The organism is Bacteroidales bacterium (genome assembly GCA_035299085.1).
Classification (GTDB): Bacteria; Bacteroidota; Bacteroidia; order Bacteroidales; family UBA10428; genus UBA5072.
Window position 1 is genome coordinate 33230 of sequence record DATGXG010000057.1, and the last position, 18123, is coordinate 51352.

At 44.3% G+C, this 18123-nt stretch carries 12 protein-coding genes; 4 read left to right on the forward strand and 8 right to left on the reverse strand.

Annotation, left to right across the window (positions count from 1 at the left end; translation table 11 throughout):
• Together VK179_19055 and VK179_19060 are read left to right on the forward strand one after the other, a co-directional pair.
• Nucleotides 1–528 carry a pyridoxamine 5'-phosphate oxidase family protein gene (locus tag VK179_19055; protein HLO60857.1) on the forward strand — a complete coding sequence of 176 codons (528 nt, stop codon included), beginning with the start codon at nucleotides 1–3 and terminating at the stop codon, nucleotides 526–528.
• A gap of 234 nt (nucleotides 529–762) precedes the next feature.
• On the forward strand, nucleotides 763–1830 hold the full coding sequence (locus VK179_19060; protein HLO60858.1) for a mechanosensitive ion channel domain-containing protein: 1068 nt from the start codon (nucleotides 763–765) through the stop codon (nucleotides 1828–1830).
• A gap of 52 nt (nucleotides 1831–1882) precedes the next feature.
• Here VK179_19060 and VK179_19065 read toward each other — a convergent pair whose 3' ends face one another.
• Nucleotides 1883–2479, reverse strand: coding sequence for a hypothetical protein (locus tag VK179_19065; GenBank protein ID HLO60859.1), 597 nt, complete (start codon nucleotides 2477–2479; stop codon nucleotides 1883–1885).
• Between the two features lie 140 nt (nucleotides 2480–2619).
• Between VK179_19065 and VK179_19070 the strand changes: the two genes are divergently transcribed.
• Both VK179_19070 and VK179_19075 read left to right on the forward strand, forming a co-directional pair.
• Nucleotides 2620–3879 (forward strand): MFS transporter, encoded by a 1260-nt coding sequence (locus VK179_19070; protein HLO60860.1) that lies wholly within the window; start codon nucleotides 2620–2622, stop codon nucleotides 3877–3879.
• 10 nt (nucleotides 3880–3889) lie between these two features.
• A complete protein-coding gene (locus tag VK179_19075) occupies nucleotides 3890–4429 on the forward strand; it encodes a DUF1697 domain-containing protein (GenBank protein ID HLO60861.1) in 540 nt (179 codons plus the stop codon).
• 76 nt (nucleotides 4430–4505) lie between these two features.
• Here VK179_19075 and VK179_19080 read toward each other — a convergent pair whose 3' ends face one another.
• The 7 genes from VK179_19080 to VK179_19110 all read right to left on the reverse strand — a co-directional run bounded on the left by VK179_19080 (nucleotide 4506) and on the right by VK179_19110 (nucleotide 18057).
• A complete protein-coding gene (locus VK179_19080) occupies nucleotides 4506–6575 on the reverse strand; it encodes a response regulator (GenBank protein HLO60862.1) in 2070 nt (689 codons plus the stop codon).
• Between the two features lie 140 nt (nucleotides 6576–6715).
• Entirely contained in the window at nucleotides 6716–9514 is a 2799-nt protein-coding gene (locus tag VK179_19085; protein HLO60863.1) for a two-component regulator propeller domain-containing protein, read from the reverse strand.
• Nucleotides 9515–9556: 42 nt separating this feature from the next.
• Nucleotides 9557–10918 (reverse strand): glucoamylase family protein, encoded by a 1362-nt coding sequence (locus tag VK179_19090; protein ID HLO60864.1) that lies wholly within the window; start codon nucleotides 10916–10918, stop codon nucleotides 9557–9559.
• A 1-nt stretch (nucleotide 10919) separates the two neighbouring features.
• Complete coding sequence (locus VK179_19095) at nucleotides 10920–12560, reverse strand: glucoamylase family protein (protein ID HLO60865.1); 1641 nt, start codon at nucleotides 12558–12560, stop codon at nucleotides 10920–10922.
• A gap of 84 nt (nucleotides 12561–12644) precedes the next feature.
• Entirely contained in the window at nucleotides 12645–13532 is an 888-nt protein-coding gene (locus VK179_19100; protein ID HLO60866.1) for a LamG-like jellyroll fold domain-containing protein, read from the reverse strand.
• A gap of 37 nt (nucleotides 13533–13569) precedes the next feature.
• Nucleotides 13570–15054 carry a RagB/SusD family nutrient uptake outer membrane protein gene (locus tag VK179_19105; GenBank protein ID HLO60867.1) on the reverse strand — a complete coding sequence of 495 codons (1485 nt, stop codon included), beginning with the start codon at nucleotides 15052–15054 and terminating at the stop codon, nucleotides 13570–13572.
• Between the two features lie 15 nt (nucleotides 15055–15069).
• A complete protein-coding gene (locus VK179_19110; protein ID HLO60868.1) occupies nucleotides 15070–18057 on the reverse strand; it encodes a TonB-dependent receptor in 2988 nt (995 codons plus the stop codon).
• Nucleotides 18058–18123 lie beyond the last annotated feature (66 nt).

Below are 18123 nucleotides of genomic sequence, written 5' to 3' on the forward strand. Positions count from 1 at the left end.
ATGAAAAAACTAATATTTTCCCATTCAGTATTCTTCATTTCCCTGATTTCCATGTTCTCTGTGAACACAGTCGCCCAGCAGCCTGTCAGCATTGATACCCTTATGGTTGCCGCCCGTGAGATCATAAATGAAACCCATTACTGTGCCCTTGCAACAATTGACTCCACTGGTCAGCCGCAGATCCGCACGATGAATCCCTTTCCTTTGAAGGATGAGTTTATCATCTGGTTCGCCACGTCCAGGGACAGCCGCAAGGTAAGGGAGATCAGGAATAATCCAAAGGTTTGTGTTTATTATGCCGATCATGTGAATGCCAAAGGGTATGTAAATATTACAGGCACTGCAGAGGTTATTGATGATAAGGAACTGCTTGTTAAAATGAAGCGGGATTACTGGGAAGGAATGACAAACTGGAAGGATGTTTTCGTGCTGATCAGGATTGTGCCGCAATATATTGAAGTAATAAATTACAAGCACGGCCTGAACAACGATCCCAAAACGTTCCGGGCCCCTCATAAAAAACTATAGCTTTAATAATTGGGACTATCCACCCCAAGCCCGGACTTACCTTTTTTCACCATCTCACGGCTTTTATAACCACAACAATAATCGAAGCACCGTGCGGTGGCCGGGACAAAACGGGGAGCGGGCTGGGAGTCGTTTTGTCTGGTCTTTTCTTTGGTTCTTTCTTTGTGACAGGACAAAGAAAGAACATACAGTTTGGGGCGAAGCCCCTATATAATTGTTATTGTTAAAAAGCAAATGTTAAGGCAGCTGTTTTCATATGAAGCGCTTCAGCTTCTGATCTATACCGGGGTGCTCGCAGGAGTGTGCTTTGTTGCAGGAACCGTCATTAATTTCATCGTGTATTTCATACTCAGCAACTACAACCGCCGGCGAAAATCGGTATTCATCACCCTGTTTATCCGGCACACGAAAAACGCCATTCACCTGTTTACCCCGTTTCTTCTCATTCTTCTCACTTCACCCCTGTTGAAAGCATACAGCCAATACCCGGTAATTAATAAAGCCGCCATTGTGCTCTTCTATATTTCATTTGCCTGGCTTGTCATCAAAATGATCTATGTTTTTACCGATGCTTTGCTGGCAAAACACAACTACAACGTAAAAGATAATCTTACCCAGCGTCGTCTTTACACGCAGATACAGTTTTTAAAAAGGATAGGTGTAATTGTAGTGATCGTATTATTCGTGTCCATCATCCTCCTTAATTTTGAGGGAATCCGGAAAATCGGCGCCGGAATTCTCACTTCAGCCGGTGTGGCAGGTATTATTATAGGATTCGCGGCTCAACGGTCGCTCAGCAATTTACTGGCAGGATTGCAGATTGCATTCAGTCAGCCCATAAAAATTGATGACGCTGTGATCGTAGAAAATGAATTCGGGAATGTGGAAGAAATAACGCTTACCTATGTAATCATCAAGATTTGGGATTTACGGCGGCTTGTTGTTCCTCTGAATTACTTTATTGAAAAACCTTTTCAGAACTGGACAAGAACTTCCGCTGAAATTCTTGGCACGGTTTCGCTGTTTGTGGATTACAAAATGCCTGTTGAACCGCTCAGGAAGGAACTTACACGACTGCTTGATTCAAATCCGCTGTGGGACCGAAAGACGAATGTTATGCAGGTGATCAATGCAAATGACCGTACTGTTGAGGTAAGGGCGCTGATGGGAGCATTAAACGGGGGAGATGCCTGGAATCTCAGGTGTTTTGTAAGAGAGAAACTGCTTGAATTTATACAGGTTAATTATCCTGATTGTTTGCCCAAGGTGAGGAACGAGGTGGTAATGAGAGGGGAGAGGTGAAAAGTGAGAGGAGTCAATTCACTCCTCTCTCTTCTCTCCTCTTTCTTCTTTCTTACTGGATGTTCTGGTAACCCTGTTTATTTACGTTAAGGTTGAAACGTTTTACAACAGCGTTATAATCTTTAATATCCACCATATCTTTCAACCTGGCCAGAGGAATACCTTCAAAGATAACCACCTTGAATGACATCATGTTTTCCGGAGCATATGTGTCATTCACACCGTCAAGAATTTCCTTGTAAAGGAGGTCAAGGCCGCCTACATAGGCATCGAAATCCATATAAATTGTAAATCCGTTGTCCACATAAGTATAGGGAAGGAGATTGAAACTCTTGGGATCCAATTCAATAAGCCGATAAACAAGCACTGCACCGTTGTAGTAAATGTCATCGGTTATTTCGGGAACATCAAGATATACCCTGAAGCCATCGGCGTCTCCCTGCCATTCATCGGCATTCACATCATATATGGCAGAATAGGCAGAAAGTCCATCTTGTCCATCTTGTCCATCTTGTCCATCCTGTCCGTCCAGTCCGTCAAAACCACGAGGTCCTCTCGGGCCTACGCATTGTGTGAGAATAAGCAGCATGGAAAGAAGAGTTGCTGTCCGGATCATTCCGGATTGAGAACGAAAAGTAATTGTTTTCATATAGAGGGAGTTTGTATTTGTTAATGAATAATCAAGAATCATACCAGCTTTTAAAATGAAAGATAAACAAAAGCTCAATACGTGTTGTTGTAAAGACAATAATAAAACTAAACTGTTGCAGATAGAGCAGCATAAGCATAGTGAATAAACCCGTTTTTTCGAAATACCAGGTCTTTGTCATCGCGTTATTGGCTCTGCTTCAATTTACGGTAGTTCTCGATTTCATTGTACTCTCTCCCTTAGGCGCCCAATTAATGAGGGTACTGCATCTGACCACATCCCAATTCGGTATGGCTGTTTCGGGTTACGCCTTCAGTGCCGGCATATCCGGTATCCTGGCGGCAGGATTTGCCGACCAGTTTGACCGTCGTAAATTGCTGATATTCTTTTACAGCGGTTTTATAGCAGGGACTTTCTTATGCAGCATTGCTCCTGATTATCATTTTCTCTTAATGGCAAGAATTATCACCGGCCTGTTCGGCGGGGTGATCAGTTCGATAAGCTTTGCTATCATTACCGATATTTTCAGGATGGAGGTACGCGGCAGAGTGCTGGGGTTCGTGCAAATGGCATTTGCCACAAGCCAGGTGATGGGAGTGCCGGTTAGTCTTTATTTTGCCAACCGTGTCGGATGGCATGCTCCTTTCTTCCTGATAACGGCCGTGAGTGTAATTGAAATGGCAGTGATCATTTTCTTCATGAAGCCGGTTAACAAACACCTCGAAATCCAGAAAGATACAACCGCTTTCCGGCACCTCATCAATACTGCCGTTCACCCGAATTACGTGCTGGCATTTGGAACAAACATCCTGCTGATAACAGGAGGTTATATGCTGATGCCTTTTGGAAGTGCCTTCAGTGTAAATAACCTCGGCATTGCCATAAAGGATCTGCCGCTGCTTTATTTTATTACCGGTGTCTTTTCAATGATTTCAGGCCCTTTAATAGGCAGGTTGACCGATGCCATCGGTAAATTGAAAGTGTTTGTGTTTGGATCCATTTTATCAGTTTTTATTATATTGATATATTGTAATTTAGGACCTTCAAAACTCTGGTTCGTGACCTTTTTGAATACAATCATGATGATTGGCATTCTTTCAAGGATTATTTCATCCTCTGCGCTGATGACAGCTGTGCCTGAAAAAGAACAACGAGGTGCTTTTATGGGAATCAATTCGTCCATACAACAGGTGGCAGGAGGCGTGGCTTCGGTAATTGCCGGGTTAATCATTGTGCAGAACAGCAGGGGTGCTTTAAAACATTATGATACCATTGGGTATATTGTGTCCGCTTCCATGCTCATCAGTATGTTTCTGATGAGGATCATTAACCGGTATGTCCACCGGAAATCACGGCAGGAGCAGCCTGCTGAATTCAGTCCCGTACCTGCAGAATTTTAATACTACATCAATGAATACATATGCTGTTTTTCTCAGGGGCATTAATATAGGCGGACATACCCGGATCAGTATGCAACAACTTAAACAGGAACTGACATCAAAAGGATTTTCCAACGTGAAGACCCATTTGAACAGCGGAAATCTGATTGTCACCAAGCTTTTGAATGCCACGCAAACGGCATCTGAAATAGCCGGCATCATTAAAACTCAATTTAATTCGGACGTTGAAGTATTTGTAAAAACCAGTCAGGAAATGGAACAGATACTTGAAAAAGATCCTTTTAAACCGGATGAAGCCTCCGATGCCTCTAAGAAGATTGTGTTCCTGTTATCGGAAAAGATTAAAGATACGGATCTTTCCAGGGCATTAGAAAACCAGAAATTTGAAGAAAAATGGTTTGTTTCAGGTGATGTGATGTTTGTGTATTATCCGAATGGTTCTGGGACATCAAAATTCACAATAAACCTTATTGAACGCAAAATGAAAATAAAGGCCACCGGAAGGAATTGGAATACAATGACGGCAATGGTTAAGAAAATGAAAGAATGAAGGAATGAAAGAATGAAAGAATGAAAGAATGAAGGAATGAAAGAATGAAAGAATGAAAGAATGTAGGCTGGTAGCATCATCCGTCCAGGTAATTATCAATGACCTTCATAAACGATTTTCTTTCAATTGGCTTTGATAAATACTGGTCAAACCGTGAGTTCTTTTCATTGTCTGCCGCTTCATAGGCAACAAAAGCAGTCTGGGCTATTACAGGCAGCTCAGGCCGTAAATCCTTAATGATTTCAGTAGCTTTATAGCCGTCCATTTCCGGAAGTTTAAGGTCCATAATCACAACGGAAATGTCAGGGTATGACTTTACCATATCAACAGCCTCTCGTCCGTTAGTCGCGTGAATAATCCGGGCGCTTGTGGGCATAAGAATTTCCTCAATATACCGGTAATTGTAAATTTCATCTTCCACAACCAGGATGACATGATTCTTCCAGTCGTAATTGCCGCTTATGTTCGGCTCCTTATGTTTGCTGAGATCTTTTTTCTCCGGGTTATAAGGTATCGTAAAAGTGAACGTAGATCCCTTATTAGGAATTGAGCTGATGCTCATCTTACCGCCAAGCTTTTCAACAAGTGCCTTTGAAATGGACAACCCCAGTCCGTTGCCTCCGTAATTCCTGCTCATGGTGTTCTCCACCTGCCGGAACGGCTCAAAAATTGTTTGCTGAAATTCGGGATCAATGCCAATCCCGGTATCTTTCACATAAAAAATGACCTGTTCATTGGCAATTCGTGCAGCGAATTCAATTTTACCTTCATGTGTGAATTTGATGGCATTGTTCAGCAGGTTACTGAGGATTTGTCTTACCCTGCCGGCATCCGTCTGTGTATAAATTTCTTCAGCTGAATTATTGATATTGAGGATCAATTCAAGATTTTTCAATGAAGCTTCCTTTTTAAACTGAATGAACAGTTCGTTCAGCAATTTGGTGATGTTCACATTTTCCTGCGTCAATGCAATCTGTCCCGCCACTATCTGTGATATCTCCAGGATATCACTGATTGTTGTCAGCAATTGCTTACCACTGGCTTCAATGATATCCACAAATTCATCGGTACGGTTTTTTGAGAGTTCCTTGTTTTTCAGGAATGATGAAAAACCAAGTATGGCGTTCAGCGGAGTCCTTATTTCATGACTCATATTGGCAAGGAATGCGGATTTCAGCCTGTCGGATTCTTCAGCCTTGTTCTTTGAACGGGTTAATTCATCATTCATCCGTTTGATTCTTTCGAGGCTGTTTGAAATATCCTCATTCAGCAGCATATACTGCTTGTTGAGAGCTTCATATTCAAGATTCTGCTTCTTCAGGTTCTGTTCACTTTCAAGCAGGGCCGATTCCATTTTCTTCCTGTCCGTAATATCGTGTGCAATGCAGATCAACCCGGTGATATTATTGTTCGGATCGATAAACGGTATTTTACCCATGTTGAACCAGTGCTGGTTTCCACCGGTATCCATTATCTCCTCTTCATAATTCAGATGGGCTTTGCCGCTTTGCAGTACGGCGAGGTCTGACGCATGGCTCCGCTTTCCATATTCGCCGGGATAAATCTCAAGATCGGTCTTCCCTTTTATTTCATCTTCCGATTTGTACCCGGCAAATTTTACATCAGCAACATTTGCCACAATCCTTCTGCATTCCATATCCTTAATATTGATCAGGTCAGGCATGCTGTCGATAAGGATCCTGAGCAGATGCTGTTCAATCCGGAGTGATTCTTCAGCATGTCTTTTCTGCACTCGGTTCTGCGCTTCACGCAATTCGCGCTTAAGAACCGGAACCAGTCGGGTCAGGTTACTTTTCATAATATAATCATGTACACCTGCTTTCATGATCTCCACAGCTGTTTCTTCACCAATGGCGCCTGAAATCACTATAATGGGTATATCCAGGTGTTCTTCTTTATATACGGCAAGAACTTCAAGTGCTGTAAAGGAGGGCAGGAAATAATCAGATAGTATGCAATCCCAGACTTTATGTTTTAGGGCATCTTTGAGGGCATCAGGGGTATCGACCCGTTCATACAACACGTCGAATCCGCCCTGATTTAAAGTTTCTATTTCCAATACGGCATCGCCCTTATTATCTTCAATAATCAGGACATGAATTGATTGATTTGCGTCAGAACTCATAGTAATGCAGTTTTTTGCTCACCCGCCGGGTGCTTATTAATTACCGATAAAATTGAAAATGGCGGAAGTAAATCCTGCCTCTTGTGAAGAGGTTTATTTATAACCAACGTGTCGGAACTTTGTTTACAGAAATTACCAAATCAGGCCTCTTTTTCTGCTTCGGCAATAAGAAATTCGGTAAGGTTTGTGCTATGGTCAAGATGCATCTTCGTCCTGAGCCTGTATCTTCCGATTTCAACGGCTCTTCCTGAAATATTAAGCAGGTGGGCAATTTCCTTTGTGGAGAAATTCATTCTCAGGTAGGAACACAACCTGAGATCATTTGGCGTGAGGTTAGGGAATTTTTCTTTTAATCTTCTGAAAAAACCTTCCTGTGACATTTTCAGGTTATTCATCACAGTCTTCCATTCCTCTGTTTGTGAATCAAGTCCTTCGTTTATGATCCTTTCCATTTCCTTCACAAACTTTACAGGGTATTTGGCTGAAACTTCCTTTAAGGAATCAATCTGGTACTGCAATTCTTTCAGGATCTCCGTTTTGCGTATGAGGTAGCGCATGGTAAGCATCAGCTCAAAACTTTTGTAATCGAGTTCATTTTCGAGCTTGTTCTTTCTTACCTCGTATTCAATAATCTGTCGCTGCCTGTTCAATTCCGATTTGAAAATTCTTATAATAAGAAGCGTAAGTCCGGCCAGGGCTATCAAATAAGCACCGAGCGCCACCATGCTGATGTACCAAGGGCGCTTAATAGTGAAAGCAAACTCAGTGATTTCATTTCCCTCATCCGACTTCACCTGGACGGTATAACTGCCATGGTGAAGGTTCAGAAATGAGAAATTATCGGTTACAAGTGTGCGCCACTTCGGATCGATTTGAGGAACCCGGTAAAGGATCACATTTTCCCCGGTTCCGTATCCATTCGGATCTGCAATAAAAACTGTAAGATTATTATCCCGGTTAGGAATGGTTATCCGGCCTTTCCACGGTGTTAAAATAAGTGTTTGAGATTTGCCGCTGAATGAGGTATGAGCGATGAGCGGGGGCTTTCTTTCTGTGTAGCCCCGGGTTTCACGCATATTCAGTATTGAGAAAGCCTGCCGGGTGGGTATCAGCAGGTTGTGTTGATCAAGTGCTATGATCTGCTGTTCTCGCCCCGGGAGATCAGTATACCGTTGAAGAAGTTCCCTTATTTTACGGGCTTCGAAGGACCTCGATATTTCAAACAAAGCGATCTTATCTTCAAGGATAAACCAGTACCTGTTTTTTTCCTGGTGAATGATCCTTGTGGATCGTGCATATTCTCCCAGTCCTTTTTCAAGTTCCTTTACAGGGAAGAATTTTTTATTCTCCGCATCGAACGAAAAGATATGGCGGGTATTCATGAATACCACCTGGTTATTAATGGACGAAATGGTAATCTTTCCCGACTGGTTGTCAAGTGTGCTGAAATACTCTGAATTCACCACCGAATCGGTATTATCATTGAGCTCAAGCCTGTAAATGCCGTTCTGATGATGAACAGCCCACACATACCCGAGATAATCCACTTCAATGTACCTTGTGGGCTCGCCAAAACCTTCGACCCTGTGGGAGTAATACCAGTTACCGGGTTGATTTTTTCTGAATACAACAATCCCGGTATATGTTCCCTGAAGAAGGTCATCATGGTAACCGGCAAAGCACCATCCTCCTGTTACATTCGACATTTTGGTGACTGACCTGTCATTGATGATAAACGTTCCTTCATTATGCCCGCAGAATAAACGGTTATCATATTCGAAGATATTCCAGACCTGTCCCTGGGTTCCTGAAACGAGAGAGAGGTTTGTAAATGAAAAATCGCCATCCTGTTCTGAAAGGTCGGCTGCAAAAAGGCCATGATTGGTGCCGAAATAGATTAGGTTATTTTTCCGGAGCAGGCTGTAAATGGTTCCAAGCCTTCCGTTTTTATCTGCAAACTGTTTATACCGTGAATCGGGGTTTATGCAGTTAATCCCTTCATCGAGCCCTGCCCATATGTTGTTTCGGTTGTCTTTATAAAGGGATAATACGGTGTTGTTATTCAGTCCGTTTGAATAATTGTATACTTTAAGAATGTCGCCATTTGCATTGCTGAGAACAATGCCATTCAGTATGGTTCCGAATACAAAAAGGGAATCGCCGGAGCTGATTCCTGCATTGCAGGTATACACACTGAGAAATCTCGATAATTCTCCGGGCAGAAAGTCAAATGAGCTGCCGTCGTACGTATAGATTCCGTCCTTTGCTGTGCACACCCAAAAACCGGATGGCCTTTGGATCAGGGCAAGCACTTCACGTACAGCAAACAGATTGCTTCCTTCGATAAATACAAAATGATTCCCGTCAAAATAGTACAATCCCTTTCCGAGCGCCTGCACGATAAACCGGTCGCCAACCCTGAACATGAACAGCATGATGGCGGGAGCAGAAATGGTTTTTACTGATTGGCCCTTTAACGCATAAATGGTTGTAAACGATTGAAAATAGATGGTCCCGTTTAGTTCAAGAATATTCCAGATTTCATCGTTTTTAGGAACCCGGATTCCTTTGGTGAGTGAACTGTAAACCAAACCGCCATTGCCATCGGGTTTCCACATGCCGAAATCTTCAAATGATCCGGTATAAATGATTCCCGAAGGTGAAGCATAAACCGAGCGGATTCCCTGTTGCGAAGGTAATTTGTAAACTCTTGAGCTTAAACCGTTATACGCGACCAGTCCGGTTGAATTGGCAAAATACATATACCCGCTCAGCGGATCCTGGCTTATTTCCCAGTTCTGGTTGTCAACCGGCAGGCGGCTTGACAGGAGAGCGGGAATAATATCAGGACTCGACTGCCACTGCGCGGCAGCGTTTGTTAACGCAAAGCAAAACAATAGAAAAGGGAACCGTTTGAATTTTCCCCTGGGGTAAAACATGTAGTTTTTTGTATTTCTCTGGTCAGAGTAAAAATACAAAAATTATTTAGAGATAGTGAAGCCCAGTCTTTCAAGTCCTTTTATTACCTCAGGGGCTTGCATGAAGTATTTCCAGCACAAACCGCTCCTGTAATTTTCAATCATAACGATTTCAGGACCCTGGTCGATGGCCAGGTACCTTTTGGGATACCAGTTCTTGTTCACGCTGAACCCATCATAAAAACCATATTTGCCGAATATTTTATCCCCCATTGTAAAGTAGAAATATTTGAGTGCCTTCATACTTTGTTCAGGCGTGTATGGAAAGGAACTCAGGGCAGCTGAAGGGGTTATTACACCCAGGTCAGTTCTTTCCCCGGGTGCATGAGCGGCATAACCTTCCGTAGAGTAACCTGCCGTAAGGCCCCAGCAGGAGTCACTGTAAGCCTTATAATGTAATGGATTTCGCTTGCACCATTCCCAGTTTATCAGCGACTGGTTGCGGTTGAGTGTCCAGTAATCCGCGTAACGGTCCTTTATTTTTGAAGGATCAAGCCCAAGGTAAGAATAGTGAGCCCAGAAAAGCGGGCCTCCGAATTCCTCCGCGCCATTGAATTTCATGATGAGCTTGTACCCGTATTTTTCATTTCCTGATGTAATAGTGCCGTTCCGCGCCCAGCCCTTATGATAGGCATCCGGGCTTATTGGGTAAGTGGGAGAGGAGGCTGCAAGCACATACGTAATAAGGCACTCGTTATAACCCCGGACCGGGTTATTCATTTCCCAGTTGTAATTTGGCGACCAGTGCCAGTAAAGGAAATCCTCTTTGCCGTTTTTGGTAAACCAGTTCCATTCAACCTGTTTCCATAAGTTATCAATCTCAGCGGCCAGTTGCTGCTCTTCATCTGACCCGGTGCGGAAGTACTCCCGTGCAGTCAGCAGACCCTGCATGAGATAGGCGGTTTCAACAATATCGGCGCCGTTGTCTTTCGTACTGAACGGCTTAACTTTCCCTGTTTCTCCATAAAGCCAGTGTGGCCATGCACCATGAAACCGGTCGGCTTTTTTAAGAAAATTCACAATGTGAAGCAACCGGTTATAGCCTTCTGTTCGTGTGATAAAATTTCGTTCAATCCCGACCAGGATGGCCATTATTCCGAAACCACTGCCTCCGGAGGTCACCACGTTCATGTCATTCTCTTCGTAAACGCCGTCAACGTGATACCGTTCCCTTGCCATACCCGACACGGGTTCAGCGCCGTCCCAGAAATACTGAAAAGTATTGTATTCAACCAGGTTCAGCAGCGAATCATCTGAAAGGCGGTGATTTCCTTTTTCATCTTTTGCTTTCTGTGAAAGCTGCTTGCTGCTGCAGGCAGTGAAAAGGACAGAAATTCCAACGAATAACAGTACAGTTTTCTTCATATCAGTAAGAGAAGCCCAGTTTTGTCAAACCGGCTTTTATTTCATTGTTCGACATAAATAAATCCCAGAGAAATCCGGTTCGGTAATTTTCTATCATGCAAATAATCGGGCCCTGGTCAATGGCAAGGTATGATGTGGCGAACCATTTTTCCTTAAGGCTGAAGGCATCGGTGAAACCATAGGTGCCCCATATTTTATCGCCCAGCACATAGTAAAAGAACTTAAGAGCTTCCATGCTTTCAGCAGGAGTGTAGGGGAATGACGAGAGGGCCGCTGTAGGAGCAATAACGCCAACATCGTTATTCGGAGAACTTGCTGTGTATCCGTCAGGTATATCACTGGCCGTGAGTCCCCAGCATTTGGAGCTGTAACCCGGGTATTTGCGGGGATTGGTTACACAGTACTGATAGTTGATTTTCGCATGTGCTGTATTTTGCTGCCAGTAATCGGCGTATTCATCCGACAGGTTACGGGGATCAAGACCGAGAAATGAATAATGGGCGAAAAACAAAGGACCGCCGTACGATTCCCCAAGAGGGAGCTCAATTCCATAATACGAATTGCCGTTTTTGATAGCGCCGTTTCGGGCCCACCCATTAACGTACACGGATTTCTCAATCGAATGAGTGGGTGATGAGGCAGCCAGTATGTATACAAGCATAGCTTCATTCCATCCGGTGACAGGCATGTTCATATCCCAGTTGTAGTTGGGCGACCAGTGCCAGAATAGCTTTTCCTGCCCGTTGTTCCGGTACCAGTCCCATTCCACGTTCTCCCACATTTTTTGTATGGTATCGCAAAGCGACTGTTCTTCCTGGCTTCCGTTAATAAAATATTCCTTTGCAGTCAACAATCCCTGCATCAGGAAAGCCGTTTCCACGAGGTCGCCGCCGTTGTCTTTCTGACTGAAAGGAATGGAGGTGCCGCTTGAGCCGTTGAGCCAGTGAGGGAAGGCTCCGTGAAATTTGTCGGTTTCCGGGTCAGCAAGGAAATTCACCATATTAGATATCCGTTCAAACCCTTCCTGGCGGGTTATAAAGCCACGGTTGATTCCCGTGAGTATGGCCAATATTCCAAAGCCGCTGCCTCCTGAAGTAACCACATCCCCTCCGCCCAGCCGGTCACGGGCAAGTCCCGATACGGGGTGGCCATAATCCCAGAAATAGGCAAAAGTTCGCTGCTCGGTAAGGGTGAGCAGGGAATCCTCAGAGATTTCAGGAAATTTCGGAGTATCATCCAGGTTTGTAATGAAAACAACCGAATAGCTTTCATTGATTCTTCCTCCCAGGTTACTTCCCTGGTCAAACTGCATCCTGTATGTGGTGAGCCCTTCAAGCCCGTTTGTTATAACAGCCCTAAGATTCCGCCTGTTATCATCAAAGCTGTACAGGTAATTAGTATCTATACCTCCTGTTATGAACAGTTTCTTCCGGATGAAATCAAGCGTATCAACGGCCGACTGAAAATGGATTTTTATCTCGACACGCTTGTAATCCACATTACTTAAACTGGATTTATTGGCAACATATACGTTATTGACGAAAACGGAGTCAATAACGATCTCACCATTCAGATTATCCGGGTGCTCCTTATTGCATGAAAGCACGAAGCAGAGTAACGGGATCAAGCAATACCTGTACATTGGATTAATAAAATTTAATGTAAGGCCCGGAATATTTTACCGGGCCTTGACAACCCTAACAATGAGGCCTTTTAGTAAGGCTGACTATTCCAATTGAGAAACTTCGGCTTTGAAGAGGTCGGATGCTTCTGTAGCATTCAGCCCCTTGTCATAAATACGTAATTCGTCCATTTTACCGGTGAAATAGCCCATCCAAGCATCCGATGAAAGTCCGAGTACCTTTTGCATCCATCCGCCAATCGACATTTGAGTAGCGTTATTGAAGGCTAAGTCGCCGAAAGGTGGCCTGGGGTCAACTTCTTCACCGGCTGCCCAACGGTCGGTAATACCTGCCCCAAGTGCAAGAGGTTCGCCGTTAACATAAACCATGTACTTGGATGTTGTGTTATCATAGGCAAATACAATATGCATCCACATATTCTCAACAAAAGCGCTGTTTGAAAATCCCACAAACTGGTTAGCCCAAACAGCACCTTCTTTGTGAAACACAATTTTAATATTGAGGGTATCTGCTGCATCAGGCATTCTGTCTTGTGTAAGGCAAAGATTTCCCCATACTGGATCAGAAGTACCTCCGATCTGAATAATTCCGGGAACAGGATCTACACCTTCAAGTGCAGGTGTTCCATAAAACCACATGGCAATACTGAATGCCTTAAGGTCACGCAATTTATTTCCTGAAGGCAGGTTATAAAGCAGATATGCATTATCTGCGCCCTGGTAAGCGTCTCCTCTTCTTCCGGGAGCATAGGTAACGTTATCGGCAGTTTCACTGGGAGTTAATCCGTTAACTTCATCTACCCCGTCTCCGTCAAACGGGAAATAGGCAACCAGGTTTGATGCGGCAATTGTGCTGGGATCGGTTTTCCCATCACCACCATTGCCATTATCATCTTTCTTACATGATGTAAATACAAAGCTTACCATAAGAACAGCAAGCATTACTTCAAAAAGACCGAATTTGTTTTTCATAATTATTTAGTTTGATTAAACATGAATTATATTCTGATTAGTAACCATTGTTTTGTGTGAGATTGGTGTTAAGCTGCATTTGAACGGCTGGTATCGGGTAAACCTCATGTTTACCGGCAACAAAGCCCTTTGAAGCAAGAACCGCAGCAGCCTGTCCGGTTCGGATAAGGTCAAAATACCGGTCTTCTTCGAGCGCAAGTTCAGCCCTGCGTTCATCCAGTATCTGCTGCACTGTGGCACCGCCCAGGGGCGTGAGTCCTGCCCTTGTTCTTACCTGGTTTACGGCATCATCAGCTGTGAGACCGCTCGTAACCGGCCATGAAGAACCCCTGGCAAGTGCTTCAGCATACATTAACAGCACATCGGCATAACGGAGAATGCGCACGTTATGTTCAAACCCGTAGCCGTTATAATTCCATATATTATAAATTGAAGGGGTATATACTTTCCCGTTGTATACCGGGTTTACACACGCCTTTTTAATGCTGTCGCCTTCCGGTGTTTTAGTGCCCCTGTAAAGAAGGGTGGTTGCAGGCCTGATGGTTTCGTCGCGCGCGTTGAAAAAATCAATAAGGTCCTGGCTTGGTGTGCAAAACCCCCAACCCTGCATGTTACCCGGGTAATTACCACGCGGGCCCTGAACGTAGGCATATTCAACAAAAGTCTGATCTCCGATCGTCTTTCCCAGGGTGGAACTTTGTATTTCAAACAGTGATTCTTCGCTGTTTTCTCCATCCACGCTGAACACATCCCTGAAGTTATCCAGCAGGGCATAGTTGCCGGAAGCGATAATCCGGTCGGTAAGTGAGGCTACAGAATCCCATTCCGACTGATACAGGTGTACCTTGGCTTTCAGGGCCATGGCCGTATACTTTGTAATCCTTCCGGCCCATTCTTTGGTATAACCGGCAGGCAGAACCGCAATGGCCTCTTCAAGGTCATTTTCGATAAAATCATACAGCTGTGACGTATTGGCCTGGCTCACAGCGGCTAATTGTTCAGCGGTAAGCAGGGTGTCAATGATGGGAACTCTTCCAAAAAGCCGGGTGAGGTTAAAATAGGCATAGGCCCTGATTGTTTTTGCCTCACCCTGGCATTGCATGGCGTAAGCTTTGTCATCATTGTTTTGCAGTGCCTGGGAAAAAAGCGGCATTTGATGGATTGCATAATTGGCACTGCTCACAATATCGTAATAAGCTACCCATAAATCGTTTATCAAACCGTTATCCGAAGCGTACGAATGGTTATCCAGTTCGAGCATCGGGGGGTTATCTTCCGGCGTACTACCCTTATCGGCATTGTCAGAAGCTATTTCAAATGCACCGATATAGGGGAATACGTGGGCTCCATAAGATCTCAGACTGGCATAGGCGGCACTTACCGGAAGGAATATATTCTCGGATTTTGAATAATCAATTCCTGTAGTCGGAATGGTTACTTCAGGCCGGGTATCGAGGTAATCTTCACAACTGATGAAAACCAATGCTGCTGCCAGAATTGCGGAAATATATGTTGTTTTCATAGTACTGCTTTTTAATTAGAAACTGGCTGTTAAACCTACTGTGTAAACTGCCTGAAGCGGGTAAACCGAATTGTCGATGCCACTGGAGATCGGGTTCCCTCCGATTTCGGGAGTAAAACCTTTGTAGGTAAAGAACGTGAAAGGTCTTTGAGCCGATATGTAAATTCTCAGGGATGGAATAAACTTTATCTTACTTGTTGTATATCCGGCCTGTATATTCTGAATTCTGACAAAAGATCCGTTCTCCACAAAAAAATCATTGGCCTGCTGTATGAACGAATAGTTGTAGGCGGCAGCGGAGGGGTATTTATCCGATTTTTGATCCGGGGTCCAACGGTTCTCATAGAAATCCTGGTCATAATTGCCATCGGTAAATACATCACGATTCATCCGTTTGGCATTCAGAATTTTATTTCCAAGCTGCCCCATAAATGAAATGCTCAGATCGAACAAATGGTAGTTAAAGCCTATGTCAAGTCCGGAAGTCAGCCACGGTACCGGGCTCCCAAGGTATAACTTATCCTTTTCGTTTATAACATTATCGCCATTCTGATCTTTGTATTTAAAAAAACCTGCGTTTTTAATTGTCTGGCTAACCGGGTCGAGCAGGGCTTCTCCTTCCGTTTTGTAAACGCCTGCTATTTCGTATCCATAGAAAGAACCTATAGGATGGCCAACTGCTGTGCGGGTTGTGTAGTTACCACGGATCATGGCTCCCGGGATGTAATCTCGTCCCTGCAATTCAAGAACTTTATTCTTGTTTGCGGTTACGTTGAAACCGATGTTCATTTTAAGTCCCCCGGCATACTGCTGAGTATAATTCAGGCTGAGTTCGATCCCTTCATTCAGCACTTTGCCGTTGTTCCGTAATTGCTCAACAGTGCCGCCGCCTGTTGGGATCGGCGTGTAAAAAATTACATCGTGGGTTACACGCCTGTAAAAATCGAGTGCACCGGACAGCTTTTCTCCTTTTAATGTAAAGTCGAATCCGCCGTCGAATTCATCCACAACCTCCCAGCGCATTGAATAGGGTATAACGGTGAGAGCTCCCATTCCCGGCACCAGGTTATCGCCGAAAATGCCCGAACTTCCGGCACCGGTCTGTCCCAGCACAAGGTTAGAATTTGCCGGTACGTTTGCATTACCCATCATTCCCCAGCTTGCACGCATTTTCAGGTAACTGAAGATTTGCTGGTTCTCCATAAAGTTCTCACGGGTAAGCGTCCATCCCAATCCGATTGAAGGAAAATAACCCCATTTTTTCTGGAATTTCTGACTGCCGTCTGCCCTGAATGTGAGTGTGGCCAGGTATTTATCCGCATAGTTCAATGTGCCCCGCGTAAAATACGATATACTGAAATGTCTTTCAGCTGCATCATCGGCATATCGGTCCAATGTAGAACCAAGGTGAAGGTATTTCGACTGATCATCAAGCCCCGGAACATCCTTGGCTGTGCCTGTCATGTTATCCCATACTTCAAGTCGCGATGACTGGCCGAGCAGAATGGAATAACTGAGCTGTCCTGCCTGGTTTTTGTATGTTATTGTATTATCAAGAATCTGTTTCAGGCTGTTACCGAATGTCCGGTTCAGCATACTCTTTCTCACACCCTGTGAACCGCCGACATTAAATTCAGGTACGAAGGACCTGAGCGTGTAATTGCCCTGATCCTGGTTATAAGATATCTTAAGGCTGAGTTTGTCTTTGATCGGGCGAAGTTCAACATAACCGTTAAAAACCAGTTTATTCCCCTTTTCAAAATTATCGGTATAATAGGCTGATGCAACCGGGTTTCCGTACTGGTTACCGAAGCCATACCGCTGTGGTGAATCAAACTTTACAGGGTATGCTTCTGTATTCTGATCATTATATATAGGATAAACCGGCGGATTCACATAGGCTCCGAAGAAGGCACCCTGGTTGGGGTTGTGTTGCTGGTAATTGGTAATAATGGCGTTCAGGCCGATTTTAATATACTGGTTCACATCCTGATCAAGGCGGCCACGGATATTGTAGCGGCTGTAATCGTTCCTTGTATTCATGATCCCTTCCTGGTATATGTAACTTCCACCGAATGAATAGGAAGTTTTATTTTCACCGCCTGATATGTCAAGACTATGCCCGCTCATAGGGGCAGTTCTTACCAGCTTCTGATACCAGTCGGTGCTGGCAGGATAGTTATTCGGATCTTTGGGAATATAACCTGTTGCATCTGCATTAGCCTCGTTCATTAACTCGACATACTGGTTTTTGGTAGCCATTTTCATTATATTCACCGGTAGCTGAATACCATAATAACCATCATATTTTACTGTGGGCTTAATGGAGATGCCTTTCCTGGTTGTTATAAGTACAACGCCGTTAGCTGCCCTTACTCCGTAGATTGCTGCAGCGGAAGCATCTTTAAGCACGGTGACATCTTCAATGTCTCCGGCTCCCAGGAAATCGATATTATCCACAAATACCCCATCCACAACATAAAGAGGGTTAGCATAATCACCGATGGAACCCACACCCCTGATTTTTACAGAAGCACCGCTGCCGGGAACACCGCTGTTAATGATTTGCACACCCGGCACTCTGCCCTGAAGGGCCTGCATGGCATTGGAAGTTGCCTGTTTTGAGAGTTCGGCTCCTTTAACAGTAACTACGGGTGCTGTGAGATCTTTTACACGCTGTGTGCCGTATCCGACTACTACTACTTCTTCCATCATTGTGGTTTCGACAGCCAGGGTAACATTAATTTCGGTTTTGTCACCCACCGCGAAAACCTGTGTTGCCATACCAACCATTGAGAAAACGAGGGTATCTGAGGGTTGTACAACTAATGAATAGGAACCGTCGGCGCCCGTAATTGTACCTTTAAATGTGTTTTTGATCTGCACGGTCACACCCGGCTGGGCTACCTGCTGGTCGTCAACCACGCGGCCCTTAACCGTTACCTGGCCGGAAAGTTGATGAAACGACAAAAATGCTATGATCAGAATAAAAATAGGTTTCATGGGGCAAGGATTAATTACACCAAGTTAGGAAGAGTCAACCTCGAACTAACAATTGTGTGTGCTCTT

What these genes read in the sequence shown, in the direction of transcription:
- VK179_19055 (HLO60857.1), top strand. Translation starts at nt 1, where the DNA reads ATGAAAAAACTAATATTTTCCCATTCAGTATTCTTCATTTCCCTGATT.
- VK179_19060 (HLO60858.1), top strand. Translation starts at nt 763, where the DNA reads ATGTTAAGGCAGCTGTTTTCATATGAAGCGCTTCAGCTTCTGATCTAT.
- VK179_19065 (HLO60859.1), bottom strand. Translation starts at nt 2,479, where the DNA reads ATGAAAACAATTACTTTTCGTTCTCAATCCGGAATGATCCGGACAGCA.
- VK179_19075 (HLO60861.1), top strand. Translation starts at nt 3,890, where the DNA reads ATGAATACATATGCTGTTTTTCTCAGGGGCATTAATATAGGCGGACAT.
- VK179_19080 (HLO60862.1), bottom strand. Translation starts at nt 6,575, where the DNA reads ATGAGTTCTGACGCAAATCAATCAATTCATGTCCTGATTATTGAAGAT.
- VK179_19085 (HLO60863.1), bottom strand. Translation starts at nt 9,514, where the DNA reads ATGTTTTACCCCAGGGGAAAATTCAAACGGTTCCCTTTTCTATTGTTT.
- VK179_19090 (HLO60864.1), bottom strand. Translation starts at nt 10,918, where the DNA reads ATGAAGAAAACTGTACTGTTATTCGTTGGAATTTCTGTCCTTTTCACT.
- VK179_19095 (HLO60865.1), bottom strand. Translation starts at nt 12,560, where the DNA reads ATGTACAGGTATTGCTTGATCCCGTTACTCTGCTTCGTGCTTTCATGC.
- VK179_19100 (HLO60866.1), bottom strand. Translation starts at nt 13,532, where the DNA reads ATGAAAAACAAATTCGGTCTTTTTGAAGTAATGCTTGCTGTTCTTATG.
- VK179_19105 (HLO60867.1), bottom strand. Translation starts at nt 15,054, where the DNA reads ATGAAAACAACATATATTTCCGCAATTCTGGCAGCAGCATTGGTTTTC.
- VK179_19110 (HLO60868.1), bottom strand. Translation starts at nt 18,057, where the DNA reads ATGAAACCTATTTTTATTCTGATCATAGCATTTTTGTCGTTTCATCAA.